Annotated in this window: 18 protein-coding genes; 16 read left to right on the top strand and 2 right to left on the bottom strand. The window is 49.7% G+C overall.

Features of this window, described 5'->3' with window-relative positions:
• Position 1 precedes the first annotated feature (1 nt).
• The 6 genes from CWI83_RS02825 to CWI83_RS02800 all read left to right on the top strand — a co-directional run bounded on the left by CWI83_RS02825 (position 2) and on the right by CWI83_RS02800 (position 8,037).
• Positions 2 to 1,324, top strand: a complete 1,323-nt coding sequence (locus tag CWI83_RS02825; protein ID WP_126825419.1) for a methyltransferase domain-containing protein — start codon at positions 2 to 4, stop codon at positions 1,322 to 1,324.
• A 6-nt stretch (positions 1,325 to 1,330) separates the two neighbouring features.
• A complete protein-coding gene (relA, locus tag CWI83_RS02820; protein WP_126825416.1) occupies positions 1,331 to 3,508 on the top strand; it encodes a GTP diphosphokinase in 2,178 nt (725 codons plus the stop codon).
• Positions 3,509 to 3,517: 9 nt separating this feature from the next.
• Positions 3,518 to 4,339 carry a nucleoside triphosphate pyrophosphohydrolase gene (mazG, locus tag CWI83_RS02815; RefSeq protein WP_198677229.1) on the top strand — a complete coding sequence of 274 codons (822 nt, stop codon included), beginning with the start codon at positions 3,518 to 3,520 and terminating at the stop codon, positions 4,337 to 4,339.
• A gap of 92 nt (positions 4,340 to 4,431) precedes the next feature.
• Positions 4,432 to 6,069: a CTP synthase gene (locus tag CWI83_RS02810; protein ID WP_126825413.1), complete on the top strand. Its 1,638-nt coding sequence runs from the start codon at positions 4,432 to 4,434 to the stop codon at positions 6,067 to 6,069.
• A 25-nt stretch (positions 6,070 to 6,094) separates the two neighbouring features.
• The gene (eno, locus tag CWI83_RS02805; protein ID WP_126825410.1) at positions 6,095 to 7,390 is read left to right on the top strand and encodes a phosphopyruvate hydratase; all 1,296 of its coding nucleotides are present in this window, start codon (positions 6,095 to 6,097) and stop codon (positions 7,388 to 7,390) included.
• Between the two features lie 35 nt (positions 7,391 to 7,425).
• Positions 7,426 to 8,037 carry a hypothetical protein gene (locus CWI83_RS02800; protein WP_241969853.1) on the top strand — a complete coding sequence of 204 codons (612 nt, stop codon included), beginning with the start codon at positions 7,426 to 7,428 and terminating at the stop codon, positions 8,035 to 8,037.
• A gap of 13 nt (positions 8,038 to 8,050) precedes the next feature.
• Here the strand turns inward: CWI83_RS02800 and CWI83_RS02795 are convergent, their stop codons facing one another.
• On the bottom strand, positions 8,051 to 8,773 hold the full coding sequence (locus CWI83_RS02795; protein ID WP_126825404.1) for a sulfite exporter TauE/SafE family protein: 723 nt from the start codon (positions 8,771 to 8,773) through the stop codon (positions 8,051 to 8,053).
• A gap of 114 nt (positions 8,774 to 8,887) precedes the next feature.
• Between CWI83_RS02795 and ftsB the strand changes: the two genes are divergently transcribed.
• The 8 genes from ftsB to rpoS are packed head-to-tail and all read left to right on the top strand — an operon-like array spanning position 8,888 to position 14,601.
• Positions 8,888 to 9,175: a cell division protein FtsB gene (gene ftsB / locus CWI83_RS02790; protein WP_126825401.1), complete on the top strand. Its 288-nt coding sequence runs from the start codon at positions 8,888 to 8,890 to the stop codon at positions 9,173 to 9,175.
• Positions 9,175 to 9,876: a 2-C-methyl-D-erythritol 4-phosphate cytidylyltransferase gene (gene ispD / locus CWI83_RS02785; protein ID WP_126825398.1), complete on the top strand. Its 702-nt coding sequence runs from the start codon at positions 9,175 to 9,177 to the stop codon at positions 9,874 to 9,876. The genes ftsB and ispD overlap by 1 nt, the downstream gene beginning before the upstream one ends.
• Positions 9,873 to 10,364, top strand: a complete 492-nt coding sequence (ispF, locus tag CWI83_RS02780; RefSeq protein ID WP_275540760.1) for a 2-C-methyl-D-erythritol 2,4-cyclodiphosphate synthase — start codon at positions 9,873 to 9,875, stop codon at positions 10,362 to 10,364. The genes ispD and ispF overlap by 4 nt, the downstream gene beginning before the upstream one ends.
• Positions 10,351 to 11,382, top strand: coding sequence for a tRNA pseudouridine(13) synthase TruD (gene truD / locus CWI83_RS02775; RefSeq protein ID WP_126825392.1), 1,032 nt, complete (start codon positions 10,351 to 10,353; stop codon positions 11,380 to 11,382). Before ispF ends, truD begins: the two co-directional genes overlap by 14 nt.
• A gap of 27 nt (positions 11,383 to 11,409) precedes the next feature.
• A complete protein-coding gene (gene surE, locus CWI83_RS02770) occupies positions 11,410 to 12,165 on the top strand; it encodes a 5'/3'-nucleotidase SurE (RefSeq protein WP_126825389.1) in 756 nt (251 codons plus the stop codon).
• Positions 12,162 to 12,797, top strand: coding sequence for a protein-L-isoaspartate(D-aspartate) O-methyltransferase (locus tag CWI83_RS02765; RefSeq protein WP_126825386.1), 636 nt, complete (start codon positions 12,162 to 12,164; stop codon positions 12,795 to 12,797). Before surE ends, CWI83_RS02765 begins: the two co-directional genes overlap by 4 nt.
• Before the next feature lie 2 nt (positions 12,798 to 12,799).
• On the top strand, positions 12,800 to 13,636 hold the full coding sequence (locus CWI83_RS02760) for a peptidoglycan DD-metalloendopeptidase family protein (protein WP_126825383.1): 837 nt from the start codon (positions 12,800 to 12,802) through the stop codon (positions 13,634 to 13,636).
• Positions 13,636 to 14,601, top strand: coding sequence for an RNA polymerase sigma factor RpoS (rpoS, locus tag CWI83_RS02755; RefSeq protein ID WP_126825381.1), 966 nt, complete (start codon positions 13,636 to 13,638; stop codon positions 14,599 to 14,601). Before CWI83_RS02760 ends, rpoS begins: the two co-directional genes overlap by 1 nt.
• Here rpoS and mutS read toward each other — a convergent pair.
• Positions 14,598 to 17,159 carry a DNA mismatch repair protein MutS gene (gene mutS / locus CWI83_RS02750; RefSeq protein WP_126825378.1) on the bottom strand — a complete coding sequence of 854 codons (2,562 nt, stop codon included), beginning with the start codon at positions 17,157 to 17,159 and terminating at the stop codon, positions 14,598 to 14,600. The two genes, rpoS and mutS, sit on opposite strands and share 4 nt — an antisense overlap.
• Positions 17,160 to 17,200: 41 nt before the next feature.
• Here mutS and CWI83_RS02745 point away from each other — a divergent pair, with 41 nt between their 5' ends.
• Positions 17,201 to 17,692, top strand: coding sequence for a CinA family protein (locus CWI83_RS02745; protein ID WP_126825375.1), 492 nt, complete (start codon positions 17,201 to 17,203; stop codon positions 17,690 to 17,692).
• A gap of 62 nt (positions 17,693 to 17,754) precedes the next feature.
• Positions 17,755 to 18,813, top strand: a complete 1,059-nt coding sequence (gene recA / locus CWI83_RS02740; RefSeq protein ID WP_126825372.1) for a recombinase RecA — start codon at positions 17,755 to 17,757, stop codon at positions 18,811 to 18,813.
• Positions 18,814 to 18,819: the final 6 nt, after the last annotated feature.

Below are 18,819 nucleotides of genomic sequence, written 5' to 3'. Positions count from 1 at the left end.
CATGGCGCAATTTTATCGGCCCAAGAAAACCACGGTTAAGCGCCAACGGATCAATGCCCAGCCCGTAGTGGGATTAGATCATCAAGGGCGCGGGATTGTTCGTCACCAAGGCCAAAGTTATTTTGTCGCTGGGGTGGTACCAGGTGATGAGATTGATTACACCATTACCGGTAAACATCAGGCCACCTGTGAACGAATCCGGCAGTCATCAGAACAGCGTGTGGCGCCGCCTTGCAAGTATTATCAGCAGTGCGGAGGCTGTGATCTGCAACATCTAAGCGTGACCGACCAGCGCGCGCATAAACAACGTGTGGTCGGTGAACTGTTGCAGAAGTACGGCGCGATCAGTGCCACTGAAATGTTGCCGATTATCGCAGCAGAGGGCTGGCACTATCGGCAGCGAGCACGCCTTGCAGTGCATTGGAATCCGCGTCAGCAAAAATTGACGTTAGGATTTCGCGCTAAACAAAGCAAAACGATTATTGCTGTGGAGCAATGTTTAACCCTAAGCGCAGCATTGAGTGAGCTGTTGCGCCCACTACAGCACGCTTTGGCGCAACTCGATTTGGTTAAGCAGCTCGGTCATGTTGAATTGATCGACGCCACAGTTCCGCAAGTGTTGTTGCACTTGCACGGAGCTGTGACTGAGTTATCTGCGGCTGATCAGCAGCGTTTAATGCAGTTGAGTGAGCAACAACAGTTGCAGGTTTGGTGGCGGGTTGGGGAGGCATTACCGAGCCCGCTCAGTCCCGAGCAAGAACTGCCACGGTATCCAAGTGCCAGCGGATCAATTGAATTCTATCCGGGTGACTTTCTGCAGGCCAACGCTGCGCTCAATCTACAACTGGTTGAAACCGCTGTTGCTTGGTTGGACCCAAACACTTCAGATCAGATTCTCGAATGTTTCGCCGGTGCGGGTAATTTTTCCCTAAAGATTGCCGCAAGTGGTGCTCAGCTTACCGCGGTTGAAGGGGTGCCGAGTATGGTTGAGCGCTTGCAAGCACAAGCACAACAGCGCGGACTCAATATCAAAGCAGTGCATGCTGATTTAGACCAGCCCTGGCGTCGACAAAAATGGGCGCAGCCCGCGTTCAATAAAGCATTTCTCGATCCTGCCCGAGCGGGCGCTCGACAAGTATGCGAGGAACTTACCAAAGCACCTGCGGTCGATACTATTGTCTATGTCTCCTGCGCCCCTGACACTTTTGCACGCGACGCTGGCGTGTTGCAGCAAGGTGGGTTCAAACTGCGCAAGGTACAAGTTGTTGACATGTTCCCACAGACCCATCACATTGAGCTCATTGGGTTATTTAGCAAGGAGTAAACCACAGTGTTCATTCGCAGTACTCACGTCGACAAGCCGCACCAACAAGGCGATTGGCTCGCACAAGTGAGTTCGGCAGAGCGCTCAGCTCGGCTTCGCGAACACGCGCAGTGGTTACAACAACGCTGCCAGAAGGTCCCCGCTGCCTTATTGAAAGGGCAGGAAATGGTCGAGATCTTGGCCGAATTAAATCTTGATCAAGAAACCCTTGAGGCGGCCTTGCTAGAGCCAGCATATGAGGCGGGTTGCATCAGCCGCGAAGACGTTGCCGATTGTTGTGGCGAACCTGTTGTAAACTTGCTCGACGCGGTTGAGCATTTGCGCAGTTTAAGCGACTTGCAGCACTTTCAACATGGCCAACCGAACGCGCAACAAATCGATGCGGTACGACGGATGCTGCTCACTATGGTGACCGATGTGCGGGCCGTGTTGCTTAAACTCGCCGAGCGCATTTGTTTTCTGCGCGAAGTGAAAGATGCGGATGAGGAAACGCGGGTGTTAGCTGCAACTGCCTGCCAAGAGATTTATGCGCCGCTCGCAAACCGACTCGGTATCGGTCAGTTAAAGTGGGAGCTCGAAGATCTCTCGTTCCGTTATTTACATCCAACCACCTATAAAGCGATTGCTAAAAACCTGCACGAACGTCGCGTCGATCGGGAGCGTTACATCGATGATTTTGTGCAAACATTGCAGCATCTCCTCGATGAACAGGGAATCGAAGCTGAGGTTTATGGACGACCTAAACATATTTTCTCGATTTGGCGCAAGATGCAGAAAAAGCACCTAGGCTTCGAGCAACTCTACGATATTCGCGCAGTACGGGTGATTACCCACAATCTAAAAGACTGCTATGCCGCCTTAGGTATAGTGCATAGCCAATGGCGTCATATAGCGGCAGAGTTTGACGACTATATTGCGACTCCAAAAGCCAATGGCTATCAATCGATTCATACGGTCGTTAATGGTCCTGACGATAAACATGTCGAAATCCAAATTCGGACTGCACAAATGCATGATGATGCCGAGCTTGGGGTGGCTGCGCATTGGCGTTACAAAGAGGGTGGTCAAGCTGGTAAAGGTTCAAGTTTTGAAGATCGCATTGCTTGGTTACGCAAGCTGTTAGCCTGGCAAGATGAGATGGCCGAAAGTGGCGAATTGGTTGAAGAAATTCGCTCGCAGGTGTTCGAAGATCGGGTGTACGTGTTTACCCCAAAAGGGGAAGTTATGGACTTGCCCGCCGGCGCCACACCGCTCGATTTCGCCTATTATGTCCATTCTCAAGTCGGACATCGCTGTGTTGGAGCGAAAGTCGATGGCCGCATTGTTCCTTTTACCTATCGACTGAAAAATGGTGAACGAGTTGAGATTTTAACTCAGAAAAATGGGCAACCACGGCGCGATTGGTTAAACCCCAACTTAGGATATTTAAACACGGCGCGCGCGCGGAGCAAGGTCCAAACTTATTTCAAGAAGCTCGACCGTGACAAGAATCTGGCCGCCGGGAAAGAGCTTCTCGAAGCTGAATTGAATAAGCTCGACATTCCGTTGAGTGATGCGAATCAAGTCATTGAGCGGTTCAACATGAGCCAGTTGGATGATTTGTTAGCAGCAATTGGTGCCGGTGATGTGCGCCTGCAACAGGTGGTGAACCAACTGAAGCCGGCAGCGCCTGAACCGAGTGTAAAAACCAACCGGAAACTTGAACGTCAAGCGCAGCAGCTGGGGCAGAAGAAAGCTGAAGTTGCGGTCCAAGGCATGGGTAACTTGATGGTGAGTTTTGCCAAGTGTTGCCAACCTATTCCAGGCGACAAGATTATGGGGTTTGTGACCCAAGGACGCGGGGTATCCGTGCATCGTGCGGATTGTGAGCAACTGCATAATTTATTGACGCAACATCCAGAGCGAGCACTGCAAGTGACTTGGGAAAATGCCGAGCAGGGACAATATCGCGTCGATCTGATGCTTGAGGCGGACGATCGCACCGGCTTGCTACACGATATCACCACGGTGCTGACTGCCGAAAAGGCAAGCGTCGTGCGCCTAGATTCAGAATCAGATGACCATACTCACCAGGCGCATTTAAGAGTGGCAGTGATGGTCTCCAGTCAAGCGAGTTTGCAACGGATCTGTAATCGGTTACAGCAATTAAAAGGCGTTCATCAGGTAACGCGGGCACAGGGTTAGGAGTTGAATATGGCTGCCGATTTGGCGGGAGTAAGGGCATTACTTGAGGTGATGGAGCGGCTTCGTGACCCCGACACAGGTTGTCCTTGGGATCAAAAACAAACCATGCAGTCATTATTGCCATACACTCAAGAAGAAGTTTACGAGGTGATGGCGGCAATTGAGCAAGGCAATATGGATGAGATTGCCGACGAGCTGGGTGATTTGCTCTTTCAGGTTGTGTTTTACGCCAAATTAGGGGCCGAGCAAGCCGCATTTGATTTTGACAGCATCGCTGCGGGCACTGCGGCGAAACTGATTCGTCGACATCCCCATGTTTACGCTGAGGATGGGCGGCCGTTGGGGAAGAACGACAAACGCCCATCAGATGCTGAAATTAAAGCGCGCTGGGAACAAATTAAACAACAGGAACGACTTGCGAAAGCGCCCGAAGAGCCAACGGTTTTTCGCGATATTCCACACAATTTACCGGCTATATTAATGGCAAATAAGCTGCAAAAACGGGCAGCGAGTGTGGGGTTTGATTGGACCGAAAAAGCCCCAGTGCTGGATAAAATCGAGGAAGAACTCGATGAGGTCCGAGTCGAGTTAGAACGCGGCAACCAAGAAGCGGTCGCTGCAGAAATAGGGGACTTGTTGTTTGCCGTGGTGAATCTCGCGCGGCATTGTCAGGTAAACCCTGAGGCGGCCTTACAGCAAACCAACCGTAAATTTAAACAACGCTTTCAAGCCATTGAAGCAAGCTTGGCTGCGCAAGGGCTAACCCCAGCCGAGCAGAGTTTGGCGGAACTTGAAGCGCTGTGGGGTAAAGTTAAAGCGAACGAGAAGTAGTGCGAATATATTTGTCGTCCTAGCGGTGCTAGGGTATACTATTTTCCCGTCTTGAAGCATTTCCTTTTTTAACCTGACGACTTAGGTTTCGCATGACAACTAATTATATTTTCGTCACCGGCGGTGTGGTGTCTTCGCTGGGCAAAGGCATTGCTGCAGCTTCATTGGCGGCAATTCTTGAAGCACGTGGCTTAAAGGTCACGATTCTCAAACTCGACCCTTACATCAACGTTGACCCGGGCACTATGAGTCCAACCCAGCATGGTGAAGTCTTCGTGACCGAAGATGGTGCGGAAACGGATCTTGACTTGGGTCATTACGAGCGTTTTATTCGCACCCGGATGTCGAAGAAGAACAACTTCACTGCGGGACGCGTCTATGAAGATATCATTCGACGTGAGCGCAAAGGTGAGTTTTTAGGTGCAACCATTCAGGTTATTCCGCACATCACCAACGAAATTAAGCGCCGCATCGTCGATGGTGGTGACGGTTTCGATGTCGCGATTATCGAGATCGGTGGCACCGTAGGTGACATTGAGTCACAGCCATTTCTTGAGGCTATTCGCCAACTGGCAACCGAAGTGGGCCGTGACCATACCCTGTTTATGCACTTGACGCTGGTCCCTTTCCTAGGTGCTGCGGGTGAGGTGAAAACCAAGCCGACGCAACACTCGGTAAAAGAGCTGCGCTCAATTGGAATTCAACCGGATATCCTAGTCTGTCGCTCTGATCGTGCGCTACCTGCGAATGAGCGCGCCAAAATTGCACTGTTCACCAATGTTGAGGAGCGTGCAGTTATTGGGCTTAAAGATGTCGATAGTATTTATAAAATTCCAGCCTTGTTGAAATCACAGGGACTGGATGAAATCGTCGTCAGTCGATTCCGTCTCGATCGCCCCGAAGCGAACCTAAGTGAATGGGAACAAGTTCTTTATCAAGAATCCAACCCAAGCGGCGAAGTGACCGTTGGTTTCGTCGGTAAATACATCGAGTTACCCGATGCCTACAAATCAGTAAACGAGGCGCTTGCGCACGCTGGTTTAAAGAATCGTTTGACCGTTAATATTCGTTATATTGATGCTCAAGACCTCGAAACCAAAGGGGTGGGTAAATTAGCTGATGTCGATGCCATTATTGTCCCAGGTGGTTTTGGTGAGCGTGGTATCGAAGGCAAAATTATTGCGGCGCAGTACGCGCGTGAAAATAATATCCCATACCTTGGCATCTGCTTAGGGATGCAAGTTGCTCTGATTGAGTTTGCGCGCAATGTCGCAGGGCTTGAGGGGGCTAACAGTTCTGAGTTTAATCCTAAGTCAGCGCATCCAGTGGTGGGGCTGATCACCGAATGGATGGATGCTAAAGGGCAAAAAGAATTGCGTGATCAAAGTTCTGATCTGGGCGGTACCATGCGCTTGGGTGCGCAACCATGTAATTTGGTTGAAGGAACCAAAGCCTTCGAATTGTATGGTCAAGCAGAGATTAAAGAGCGTCACCGCCATCGCTATGAAGTGAATGGCCAATACGTTGAGCAATTACAGCAAGCGGGTTTAGTGATTTCTGGCTGGTCGTTCGATAATCGGTTGGTCGAAATTATTGAAAACCCGAATCATCCTTGGTTTGTTGCTGCTCAGTTCCACCCGGAGTTCACCTCAACTCCGCGTGATGGGCACCCATTATTCCGCGGCTTTATTGAGGCCGCTGCTTTATATCAAAAACAACGCCACAGCTAACGGTAACAGAGGAGCGTAACTAAACATGGCCAGTATTGCGAAAATTGTTGCCCGCGAAATCATGGATTCGCGCGGAAATCCTACTATTGAAGCCGATGTTCATTTGAGTGATGGCAACTGGGGCCGCGCAGCGGCACCAAGTGGTGCTTCGACTGGCTCGCGCGAAGCTTTGGAATTGCGTGATGGAGATAAGTCTCGTTACCTAGGTAAAGGGGTGTTAACTGCAGTTGAAAACGTTGAGAAACGAATTGCTCCTGCTTTGCAAGGGATGGACGCTACCGATCAGCAAGCCGTCGATGCGGCGATGATTCGCTTAGACGGTACTGATAATAAAGAAAATCTTGGCGCTAATGCGATTCTCGCAGTGTCGCTCGCTGTTGCGAAAGCAGCTGCCGCCAGCAAAGGGCTGCCACTTTATGCACATATCGCCGAGTTAAACGGAACTGCAGGCGAATTTAGTATGCCGTTGCCGATGATGAATATTCTCAATGGTGGTGAGCATGCTGACAATAACGTTGATATCCAAGAGTTTATGATTCAACCGGTCGGTGCGAAAAACTTCCACGAAGGCCTGCGCATGGGCGCTGAGGTGTTTCACGCGCTGAAAAAAGTTCTGCAAGAGCGCGGTTTGAGCACGGCGGTCGGTGATGAAGGGGGCTTTGCTCCAAATCTTGAGTCAAACGAAGCTGCTTTAGAAGTGATTAAAGTTGCAGTAGAACAAGCCGGCTATCAGCTGGGTCGCGATATCACCTTGGCACTCGACTGTGCTGCATCAGAGTTTTATCGTGATGGTATGTATCAGCTAAGCGGTGAGGGGAAATCATTCGATGCGGCTGGTTTTGCTGATTACCTTGCTGGTCTCTGTCAGCGCTATCCAATTATCTCGATCGAAGATGGTTTAGATGAGAGCGATTGGGATGGCTGGAAAATTCTGACCGAGCGTTTAGGGGCTCAAGTCCAGTTAGTTGGGGATGACTTGTTTGTGACCAACACTAAAATCTTAGAGCGTGGTATTCGCGAAGGGATTGGTAACTCAATTTTGATTAAATTCAATCAGATTGGTAGTTTATCAGAGACCCTTGCGGCGATTCGGATGGCCCGCGAGGCAGGCTTTACTGCAGTGATTTCACATCGCTCAGGGGAAACCGAAGATGCCACCATTGCTGATTTAGCCGTAGGGACCGCAGCGGGTCAAATTAAAACCGGTTCACTGTGCCGTTCTGACCGTGTTGCTAAGTATAACCAGCTGTTACGAATCGAAGCAGAACTCGGTGAGCAAGCGCCATATCGTGGCCGAGCTGAAGTGAAAGCGAGCGCTTAGATTTGGTTTATGTGACGCAGACAGGGTAATAGATTGTGATACAGCAGGCCGATATCTTTCAGCCGTTAACTCACAACGGAGCTTTCTCCGAGCTCTGTACTGCCCTTTATGAGCGTGAACTGGATCATCTTGCGCATGCGCAGGTGCACTCTGCTCAGGGGTTACAACGTCGCTTACAGAGTGTTCCGCACTACGTTAAACAGGCAGCTCGACGGATGCTCGAGCTGCCCATCCAACTTGGTTTAGATGAGCAAAATGCGAGTTGGCAAGCTCCGCAAAAAGCCAAATTGACCGTTACTGAGGCGATGCAAAAGCGCCTTGAAAAATGGTGTGTTAAACAGGCCAAATTAGGGCTTGCTTTACCTGTTTGCGATTTATCGCCAACCCTACAATGTGTTCGTTTAGATTCGATCGATCGCATTGATAGCGCTCAGCGCAAGTTACACTTAAATCAATTCGGATGGTTCGACTTCAGCGGTGTTTGCCTTGAATCGGAAAGTTCCCAGTTACGCCTAGTGAGCCCTGAGAAAAACATGCTGACCGCAGCTTTTTGTGGGCATCAATGGAATCATCGTGGTCGTACGGAACCGCGCACCTTGAGTCTTCGAGAAATCCTCTTAGCCACCACTATTAAGTGGCCGGGTTAACCTCAAATCTCTGCTAAAACACCCCAGTTAAGGCAACCAAACCGGCAAATATGACGGTAAGCAGCGTCAGCTTGCGAAAGATTTCCTCACTCAAAATCTGGCTGACTGAATGGCCGACAGTTGCGCCTAAGATTGCCCCTAAAAGCAATTTAAAGCTTAACAATAAGGTGGTTGCTTGATATTCGCCTTGACTCGCGAAGGTTGCAACATTGGTCAGTGCAAGCGCTAGAAAAAAGACACTCAAAGCGCCCCGAAAATGGAATTTCGGTAAGTTTAATTGGCTAAAGTAGAGCACCACCGGCGGCCCACCGAGAGTCAGGGCACCATTGCTGAAACCTGCCAATAACCCCACCAGAAACTGCGCTGTCCAATGGGCGCTGAGCGGAAATTTGACCCCAAACCAAAACACGATACCTGTTGCAGTGACCCCGATTGCGAGCAGTAATTGCAATAACTTGGGGTCAAAGTAATGAAGACTAATTGCACCAATGATGCTGGCTAAGCAGCCAGCGATTAATAAGGCGCCGTATTGAAAATGGCGCAGATGAGCGCGTAAGCGCCAACAAAGATAAGCAGTCAGGGCAACGTTCACCAGCGATAATGCCGGAGTCAGCAAGGTGAGCGGGAGCAACAGGCTCAATAAAGGTACGACAATAAGACCGGAACCAAACCCGGTAATACCTTGTAATAATGCGCCAATGAACATGATCAAAGGGATGATAAACCATTCCAGCATGGATGTTTCCTAAATTAGCTTGGCGTAGCGCCGAAATACGCATTGCAAAAGGGCTTTTCAGGCAGGCATAATGACTTCATAATAGATTTTATCAAGGCAACAAGCGAGGACGCTATGCGTCTACTGAAACTAGTGTTTCTGTGTATCCTGATCGCGCTCCAATACCGTTTATGGTTTGGCAAGAACAGTTTGCCTGATTATTGGCGAATGCAGCAAGAAGTATTGCGACAAGCCGAAGCTAACGAGCGGTTGGCGCAGCGTAATCAAGTTTTAATTGCGGATATCGCTGATTTACGTGAGGGTGACACGGCGCTTGAAGAGCGAGCTCGCAATGAGCTCGGGTTAATCAAGCGAGAGGAAACCTTTTTTCGCCTGGTGCCAATCAAACCTGATTCAAAGTAATGCAAACAAAACAGCAAGTCGCCGCCGTTATCGCCGCAGCTGGAGTTGGCCAGAGAATGCAAAGTGCCACTCCCAAGCAGTATCTTGAAATCGCGGGAAAAACCGTCTTAGAGCACAGTATTTTGGCGGTCACTCGTGACCCGCGCATAAGCGCAGTTATCGTAGTCGTCGCGGCAACCGATCCGTATTTTAGTCAGCTTAAATTACCGCAAAGCATTCCCATTCATCGTGTCACGGGAGGCGCCAGTCGGGCCGAATCTGTCGCAGCAGGGGTGCAATTTGCCCAGCAGCAAGGCTATCGCTTTGTCGCTGTGCATGATGCTGCGCGTCCGTGCTTAGCGCGAACAGAGCTTGCTGCAGTTATTGAACAAGGTTTACAGCATCCAGCCGGGGCGATTTTGGCGCTACCTGTTGCGGACACCATCAAGCGGGCGCATGCGGATCAAACCATCGATACGACAATTCCACGCGAGGGTTTGTGGCAAGCATTAACACCGCAAGTGTTTGCCACGTCAATATTACTCGATGCTTGGCGGATTGTTGGAGTAACGGATCCACAGTTAACCGATGAGGCCTCAGCGGTTGAAGCTTTGGGGCTAGCGCCAAAGTTAGTGCTTGGACGGCGAACCAATATCAAGATTACTCAGCCAGGCGATGAGTCGATGGCTGCCGCCTTTATTCAACAGTTGGAAAAAGAATAATGATACGAATCGGACATGGTTTTGATGTACATAAGTTCGGCGGGGATAACCCTCTGATACTAGGGGGCGTATACGTTCCTGAACATCAAGGTTTAGAGGCTCACTCTGATGGCGATGTGGTGCTTCATGCGGTTGCTGATTCTATTCTCGGGGCGTTAGGTCTAGGCGATATAGGTCGCCACTTTCCCGATACCGATCCGCAGTTCGCCGGAGCAGATAGCGCGCTACTGTTACAACAGGTTTTCCAGCATGTCCAAGCCGCTGGGTTTAAGTTAGGCAACCTTGATGTCACCGTGGTTGCCCAAACACCTCGTTTAGCAGGATTTATTCCGCAAATGTGTGACCGTATTGCCGCGCTCCTCAAAGCAGAGATAACCCGTGTAAATGTCAAAGCAACGACCACTGAAAAACTTGGCTATGTCGGCCGTAAAGAGGGGATCGCATGCCATGCAGTGGTGTTATTAGAGGCACTTGATGGACGCGCTTAACAGCTTTGCCAAGTTAAGTTATTTAGCGACCAAGCCAGCTGTCGAGGCGCGCTTTAAACAATTACCAGAACATTTTCAGGTCATTGAAGTGGCTGAGCTGCCGCCATCGACAGGTGAGGGCGAGCATCAGTGGTTGTGGGTCGAGAAGAGTGGTGCCAATACCCAATTTGTCGCAGATAAGCTTGCTGAGTGGGCCGGAGTAAGTTCAAAGTGGGTGAGTTTTTCCGGATTAAAGGACCGCCAAGCATTGACGCAACAGTGGTTTTCGGTGCAATTACCTGGCCGTGAGCTGTTGCCGTGGCAGGATTTGGTGCATCCAGAATTTCGCGTATTACAGGCGCAATTACAGCCCCGCAAATTAAAACGAGGTTTTCATCACGCCAATCACTTCAAAATTTTGTTAACTGATATCAGTCAACCCGATCAGTTTGAAGTGAACTGGCAACGCGTCATTGGGCAAGGCGTACCTAATTATTTTGGCTTGCAACGATTTGGTCGTGATGGACATAATTTAACTGCCGCAAGTGCGTGGTTACGGGGGCAAGGACGACGTCCGAAACGGCCTCAACAGAGTTTGTATCTATCGGCGCTACGGAGTTTTATTTTTAATGAAGTCGTCTCTGCGCGGATCAAAGCGAAACGACTCGCCCCAGAAATCGGAGACCGCATGCAATTAGCAGGTAGTCAGTCTTTTTTTGTGGTTGATGAAGTGGATGACACGATTCTCCAACGCTGGCAAAGTGGTGATGTGCGGGTCACCGCCTCGTTAACGGATGGTGAATTACTGCAAGATTCACCCGAAACTGAATTCGTCGAGCCACTTTATCAGGCTGAACCTGATATTTTTAATGGTTTGCGGAAGCAGCGGGTAAGCCGGCACTGGCGTCCTATGCTATTGACACCCGCGGCGGCGCATTATGAGTGGCGGGGTGATGATGCGGTTGAGGTGCAGTTTCAACTACCAAGTGGTAGCTTTGCGACCGCAGTGTTGCGTGAGTTGGTTAATTTAATAGACTGAGAACACAAGAGAAAGGCGTAGATTATTATGATGAAGTTATTGATCAGTAACGATGATGGGGTGCATGCGCCAGGTATCGCAATGCTCCACCGCGTACTGAAAGAAACAGCGCAATGTCGGGTGATTGCTCCTGATCGCAATTGTAGTGGCGCAAGTAATTCCCTCACGCTACATAATCCACTCCGACTTCAACAGCTCGAAAATGGTTTCTATTCACTCAATGGCACCCCCACGGATTGTGTTCATTTAGGCACTAACTCGCCACTCGCTGACGACGTTGATTTAGTGGTCAGTGGCATTAATGACGGCCCTAACATGGGTGATGACGTGTTGTATTCGGGAACTGTCGCAGCGGCGATGGAAGGGCGTTTTATGGGCTTCCCAGCTATCGCTGTGTCCATGGGTTCGCATAGCCATGATTACTATGAAACCGCCGCTCGAGTCGTGGCTGATATTGTCAATGGCATGGCTGAAGTGCCATTACGGCTAGATACGATTCTTAATATCAATGTTCCAGCGCGCCCTTATGATGAGCTAAAAGGCATTAAAGTCACCCGACTTGGACGTCGACACCGTGCTGAAACTATGGTGCGTGATCGTGATCCGTTCGGCCGCGAGATTTTTTGGTATGGTCCAATTGGTGGTCAACTCGATGATGCGGAGGGAACTGACTTTCACGCCGTGCGTGAAGGGTATGTTTCGATTACGCCATTGAGCTTAGATATGACCGCACAAAGTCATCAAGACACCTTGCAAGCTTGGTTAGGTACAACACAGAAATGATCCAGAACTTTCAAGGCATGGCGCGTCGGTTAGGGCAACTTCTGCGCAAGGAGGGCATCACTAACGAGCGTGTTTTAGCGGTTATTGAGAGCTTGCCTCGGCATTTGTTTATGCCCGAATCACTTGCTCATAAAGCCTATGAGAATACCGCCTTACCGATCGGTAACGGGCAGACGATTTCGCAACCCTTAATGGTCGCGACCATGACTCAATTACTTATGCAGCATGACTGCAGCAAAGTATTGGAAATTGGAACAGGTTCGGGCTATCAGACGGCCGTGTTGGCGCGCTTAATTCCTGAAGTCTACTCAGTAGAGAGGATCGCCGAGTTACAATATCAGGCGAAGCGACGTTTAAAACAACTGGATCTGCACAATGTTAAAATGCGCCATGGTGACGGCTGGCAGGGCTGGGCAAGTCGGGCGCCTTTTGACGGTATTATTGTGACTGCCGCCGCGCGCGAAATACCCGAGCAACTATTGCAGCAACTTAGTGATGGTGGGGTGATGATTATCCCGGTTGGCGAACAGCGGCAACAGTTGTATGTGGTGCGTCGATTTGGTGATCATTTTGAGCAAAAGCAATTAGGGGATGTACGCTTTGTTCCACTGGTACCGGGGGCTTTGGCATAATCATGGATGGTCATTGGCGGCAGCAAAAAGCGTTACTTGCGATAATCATCGCACCGCTGCTGCTGGTGGCTTGTAGCCAATCGGATGGTGAAAGAGCGCCAGTGAAACGGATTTACACTGGCAAAACGATTCATGATTTCGAACCTGCGAGCCTGAAGCAAGCGCGCTATACAGTTGAGCGTGGCGATACGCTTTACTCTATTGCGTTTCGCGCAAATATTGATATTCGTACTATTGCAACGTTAAATCAACTCCAAGAACCCTACACGATTTATCCCGGCCAAGAGCTTATTTTGCACCGTTCTGGTGCAGTAAGTACTGGTAAGACTTCACAAAATTCCTCTCAAGCAGTAATTGCGTCCGAGTCAAATAACGAGTATGTTGAGACTCAGAGTACACAAAAAATTAAAAACCCTAGACCAATTGTGTTACCGCGTGCTGTCGAAAATTATCCAGCAAGTAAAGATATCGCTTGGCAATGGCCGGCACAGACCGCGGTTATCAGTGAATTCTCGCCCACTGAAGTGGGGAGCAAAGGTCTAGCATTTGCAGGCACCGAGCAAACATCGGTTTATGCCGCCGCAGCCGGTAAAGTGGTGTATGCGGGCAATGCGTTAAAAGGGTATGGCAATTTAATCATAGTGAAACATAACGATGATTATATCACCGCTTATGCTCATAACAGTGCACTGCTGGTCGGTGAGCAGGATTGGGTGCAAGCGGGTGAGGAAATTGCAAAAATGGGGAATACCGATGCAGAACGTATCAAGCTGCACTTTGAAGTTCGCTTTAAAGGTAAATCGGTAAACCCAAGGCATTATCTGCCTAAGGGGAAGTGATGACGGGAAAATCAGAAACTGACCATGAGTTCGAAGAGTCAGATGTAGCCACCGCCGATGAGCAGTCGCTAAAAGATGATGAGTTATTTGACGATATCATTGCGAACCGCGCGAATCAGCAGAAAAAGCTCGATGCTACGCAGATTTATCTCAACGAGATTGGTTTTTCACCGCTACTGAGTGCGGAAGAAGAAGTACATTTTGCGCGACTCGCTTTAAAAGGAGATGAGAAGGCGCGCGCTCGGATGATCGAGAGCAACCTCCGCTTAGTTGTCAAAATTGCACGCCGTTATACCAACCGTGGCTTGGCATTACTCGATTTAGTCGAAGAGGGAAATCTTGGCTTGATTCGGGCAGTGGAGAAATTCGATCCGGAGCGAGGCTTCCGTTTCTCAACCTATGCAACCTGGTGGATTCGCCAGACCATAGAGCGGGCGATTATGAATCAAACGCGTACGATTCGATTACCCATCCATGTGGTTAAAGAACTCAATACCTACCTAAGAGCAGCGCGTGAGCTCGCGCAAACTCTTGATCATGAGCCAACGGCTGAAGAAATTGCGAAAAAAATGAATGTTACGGTCGCAGACGTGAGCCGCATGCTCCGCCTTAACGAGCGCGTCTCATCGGTTGATACCCCGATGGGCGGCGACGATAATGATAAAGCCTTAGTTGATTTGCTCTCTGACGAAAACGACTCGGGCCCCGAAGGCTTGTTGCAAGATGACGATTTACAAAAACATATTTTGCAATGGTTAACTAGTTTGACCGATAAGCAACAAGAAGTTTTGGCGCGGCGCTTCGGGCTGCTTGGGCACGAGCCTGCAACCCTTGAAGATGTCGGTCGCGAAATAGGCCTAACCCGCGAGCGAGTGCGCCAGATTCAAGTCGAAGCATTACGCCGGCTGCGCGATATGTTGCAGCAACAGGGTTTAAGCCTCGAATTTCTGTTTGAACGAAACTAATCGTCCTGCTGCGATAGTTGTTGCAGACGTTGTAGCTCTTGCAACGCCTGTAACGGCGTCATTTCATTAATATTTAACTGCTTAATTGCTTCAGCTAACGCACTTTTTGGAGCCACCTGCGGCATAGGTGTGGATGCTTTAACGGGGGCGGCACTGTGCTGCTGCTCATAATCAGCAAGATAAGTTCGGGCTAAATTGACCACTGCATTCGGTAAACCGGCGAGTTGTGCCACATGAATCCCAAAACTACGGCTGGCGGCGCCACTCTCGAGTTTGTGCTGAAAGGCAATTTGGTCGCCTTGCTCAACTGCGGAAACATGCACATTATGTGCTCCCGGTTGCGTTCCGATGCGCTCGGTCAACTCAAAATAATGGGTCGCAAAAAGGGTTAGAGCTTGATTGTGATTCAACAGCGCATCGGCACAGGCGCTGGCAAGCGCTAACCCATCATAGGTCGAGGTGCCCCGACCGATTTCATCCATCAGTACTAAACTTGAAGCGGTCGCGTTGTGCAAAATATTGGCCGCTTCGGTCATTTCAACCATAAAGGTAGAGCGACCCGAGGCGAGATCATCAGAGGCACCGATGCGGGTGAAAATTTGATCGATAGGACCAATCGTTGCGTGATCGGCTGGCACAAAACAACCACAGTAGGCCATGATGATAATCAGTGCCGTCTGGCGCATGTAGGTTGATTTGCCGCCCATATTAGGACCGGTAATAAGCAACAGTCGTTGGCTTGGGCTTAAGCTGACATCATTGGCAATAAATGCATTTGTTTGGATTTGCTCAATCACTGGGTGACGACTCTCCAACAGTTTTATGCCAAGTTCTGAACTCAGTTGTGGGCGAGTGTAGCGGTATTGCTCTGCGACGCGGGCAAAATTTAACAAGACATCGAGTTCGGCTAGGCTCTGAGCACGCTGCTTTAATGCGGCTAAGTGCTCGAGTAATTGCTCAAGCAACTGGTCATAAAGGTATTTTTCGCGAGCCAGCGCGCGACTTTGACTTTGAAGGACTTTGTCTTCATAGGTTTTGAGCTCAGGAATAATATAACGTTCGGCATTTTTAAGGGTTTGCCGACGTTGATAGTCGTCCGGTACTTGGCCACTGGCACTGCGACTTGTTTCAATGTAGTAACCGTGAACTTTGTTGTAGCCCACTTTGAGGGTGCTGATACCGGTCCGCTGCCGCTCTCGTACTTCGATTTGCTGCAAAAAGTCGCTGGCACCTTGCGCCAATGCGCGATATTCATCGAGTTCACTATCATAGCCACTGGCAATGACGCCACCATCTCGGATCAGCAAGGGGGGGTCAGCAATAATCGCGCGCTCAAGTAACGCGGTTAGCTCTGGTATGGGCTCAAGAGCGGTTAGATAATCTTGTAAGGCGGCGCCTGTGAGTTGCTGTTGTAAATTGGGCAAGGTTGCTAAGGCGGTGCGCAAGCGTGATAAATCGCGAGGGCGGGCCGACTTGAGGGCGACCCGTGCCAAAATGCGCTCAAGATCGCCAATTTGGCGCAAATTCAGCCGAATATCTTCCATCGCAGTAAGTTGCAAAGCTGCGACCGTGTCATAGCGTTTATTGGTCGCGCTATGATCGGTCAGTGGTCGAGTCAGCCAGCGCTTGAGTAAGCGAGCTCCCATCGCGGTGGAGGTTTGATTGAGAATGTCATAGAGACTGTTTTTGCGACCCGAGAGGGATTGGGTCAATTCAAGATTACGCCGACTCACAGGGTCGATCAGGAGCGCCTCATCACGGCGTTCAGCTTGGATCGAGAGAATATGTGGGAGGGCAGTGCGTTGGGTTACTTTAAGATAGTTTAAAATCGCTCCCGCGGCGCCTAATGCAACCTGCAGATGACCCACTCCAAATCCGTCAAGATGATCAACCTGAAATTGTCGCAACAACATCCGCTCGCCACTCTCGCAATCAAACTCCCACTCCGGGCGGGCTCGAGTGCAAGCACAATACTGCTCGGGCTGGTTTAATTGCAGTGTTTCCGGAACTAATAATTCAGCTGCGTCGAGGCGGGCTAATTCAACTTGCGCCTGTTGCCAATCGGCAACTTCGAGGACACTAAAGCGCCCACTGGCAAGATCGAGAGTGGCTATCCCAATAGCTGATTTATGTGGGCAAAGCGCAACCAACAGCTGTTCTTTGTCGGCACTCAGGAGCGCCTCGTCGGTAAGTGTTCCCGGGGTTAGCACGCGCACTACCTCACGTGCGACTGGGCCTTTACTGGTGGCAGGGTCACCGACCTGTTCGCAAATTGCGACGGACTCACCGAGCTCAAGTAAGCGTGCGAGATAGTTTTCTGCCGCATGATAAGGTACGCCAGCCATCGGAATCGGCTGGCCGTTGCTTTGTCCGCGCGCAGTTAGGGAAATATCGAGTAGGGTAGCAGCGCGCTTGGCATCGTCGTAGAAAAGCTCGTAAAAATCACCCATCCGATAGAATAAAAGTAAGTCGCTATAGTCTGCTTTGATACGCAGATATTGCTGCATCATGGGGGTATGCGAAGAAAGATCGAGCGTACTATTTTTTGCTTCCGACATGCCTGTTATTATCCCTTTAGGGCCGCTAACTAGAGGATTTTATGGTGACCATGTTATCACAATCCATTTTGCACGCAGCAGCTGATTTAGGGCAATTTTTGCAAGCAAAAAATTATCACATAGCGACTGCTGAGAGCTGCACCGGTGGTGGAATCGGTTATGCTATGAGTGCAATCGCTGGAAGTTCAGCTTGGTTTGCAGGTGGTTACATCACCTATAGTAATGCATTGAAACAGCAAGAATTAGGTGTGTCGTCGCAATGCCTAGCTGAACATGGTGCGGTTTCTGCAGAAACGGCTGCAGCAATGGCATCTGGAGCACGAGCAAGAGCACAAGTTGAGATTGCCGTGGCGGTCACGGGAATTGCGGGACCGGATGGCGGGATACCGGAGAAGCCGGTTGGCTTAGTTTGGTTTGGACTCGCTACACCCACAAATGTAATGACTTGGGCTGAGCATTTTTCGGGTGACCGGGATGCGGTGCGGAGCGCGACGATCTTGACAGCATTGCAGAGTTTTAAAAAAATTACTTGATACTGTATAAATTTACAGTATACTGAAAATCATCTCATACAGAGTAATAGGCGGACGATAGCATGAGCAACACGAAACAAAAAGCGTTAGAAGCAGCATTAGGCCAAATTGAACGGCAGTTCGGGAAAGGGTCAATTATGCGCCTTGGTGATAACCAAACCATGGATATTGAATCTGTTTCAACGGGTTCATTGAGTTTGGATATCGCCCTAGGTATCGGCGGCTTACCCTTTGGTCGTGTGGTTGAAATCTACGGTCCTGAGTCGAGTGGTAAAACAACACTCACCTTACAAGTTATTGCCGAAGCGCAAAAGCAAGGAAAAACCTGTGCGTTCGTCGATGCTGAACACGCTCTTGATCCTGTCTATGCTGAGAAGCTTGGTGTTAACGTTGATGATCTGCTGGTCTCGCAACCGGATACCGGGGAGCAAGCACTGGAAATTTGCGATATGTTGGTGCGCTCTGGTGCGGTCGATGTCGTCATTGTCGACTCGGTGGCAGCACTTACGCCAAAAGCTGAAATTGAAGGTGAAATGGGCGATAGCCACGTTGGTTTACAAGCTCGCTTAATGTCGCAAGCATTGCGTAAGCTTACTGCGAACATTAAGAAGTCGAATAGTATGTGTATCTTTATCAACCAGATCCGGATGAAAATTGGGGTCATGTTCGGTAATCCAGAAACGACGACTGGCGGAAATGCGCTCAAGTTCTATTCTTCTGTTCGTCTTGATATTCGTCGTACCGGTGCAGTCAAAGAAGGCGACGAAGTGGTGGGTAACGAGACGCGTGTTAAAGTCGTCAAAAACAAAGTCGCGCCGCCATTTAAACAAGCAGAGTTCCAGATTATGTATGGTGCCGGCATCTCGAAAGAAGGTGAACTCATCGACCTGGGTGTGAAACAGAAAATCGTCGATAAAGCCGGTGCTTGGTATAGTTATAAAGGCGATAAAATTGGTCAAGGTAAAGCAAATGCAATGAAATTCTTGGCCGAAAATAAAGCGATTGCTGAAGAAATCGAAGCACAACTGCGGGCTGAGCTGCTGCAGCCGAAGAAGTCTAAAGACTCTGCGGTAGAGGCAAACGCAGCGGAAGATTCAATCGATACAGATGAACTCATTTAATAATGG

Source organism: Pseudidiomarina taiwanensis (assembly GCF_003987435.1).
Taxonomy (GTDB): Bacteria; Pseudomonadota; Gammaproteobacteria; order Enterobacterales; family Alteromonadaceae; genus Pseudidiomarina; species Pseudidiomarina taiwanensis.
This window is presented reverse-complemented; position numbering and strand designations above follow the sequence as displayed.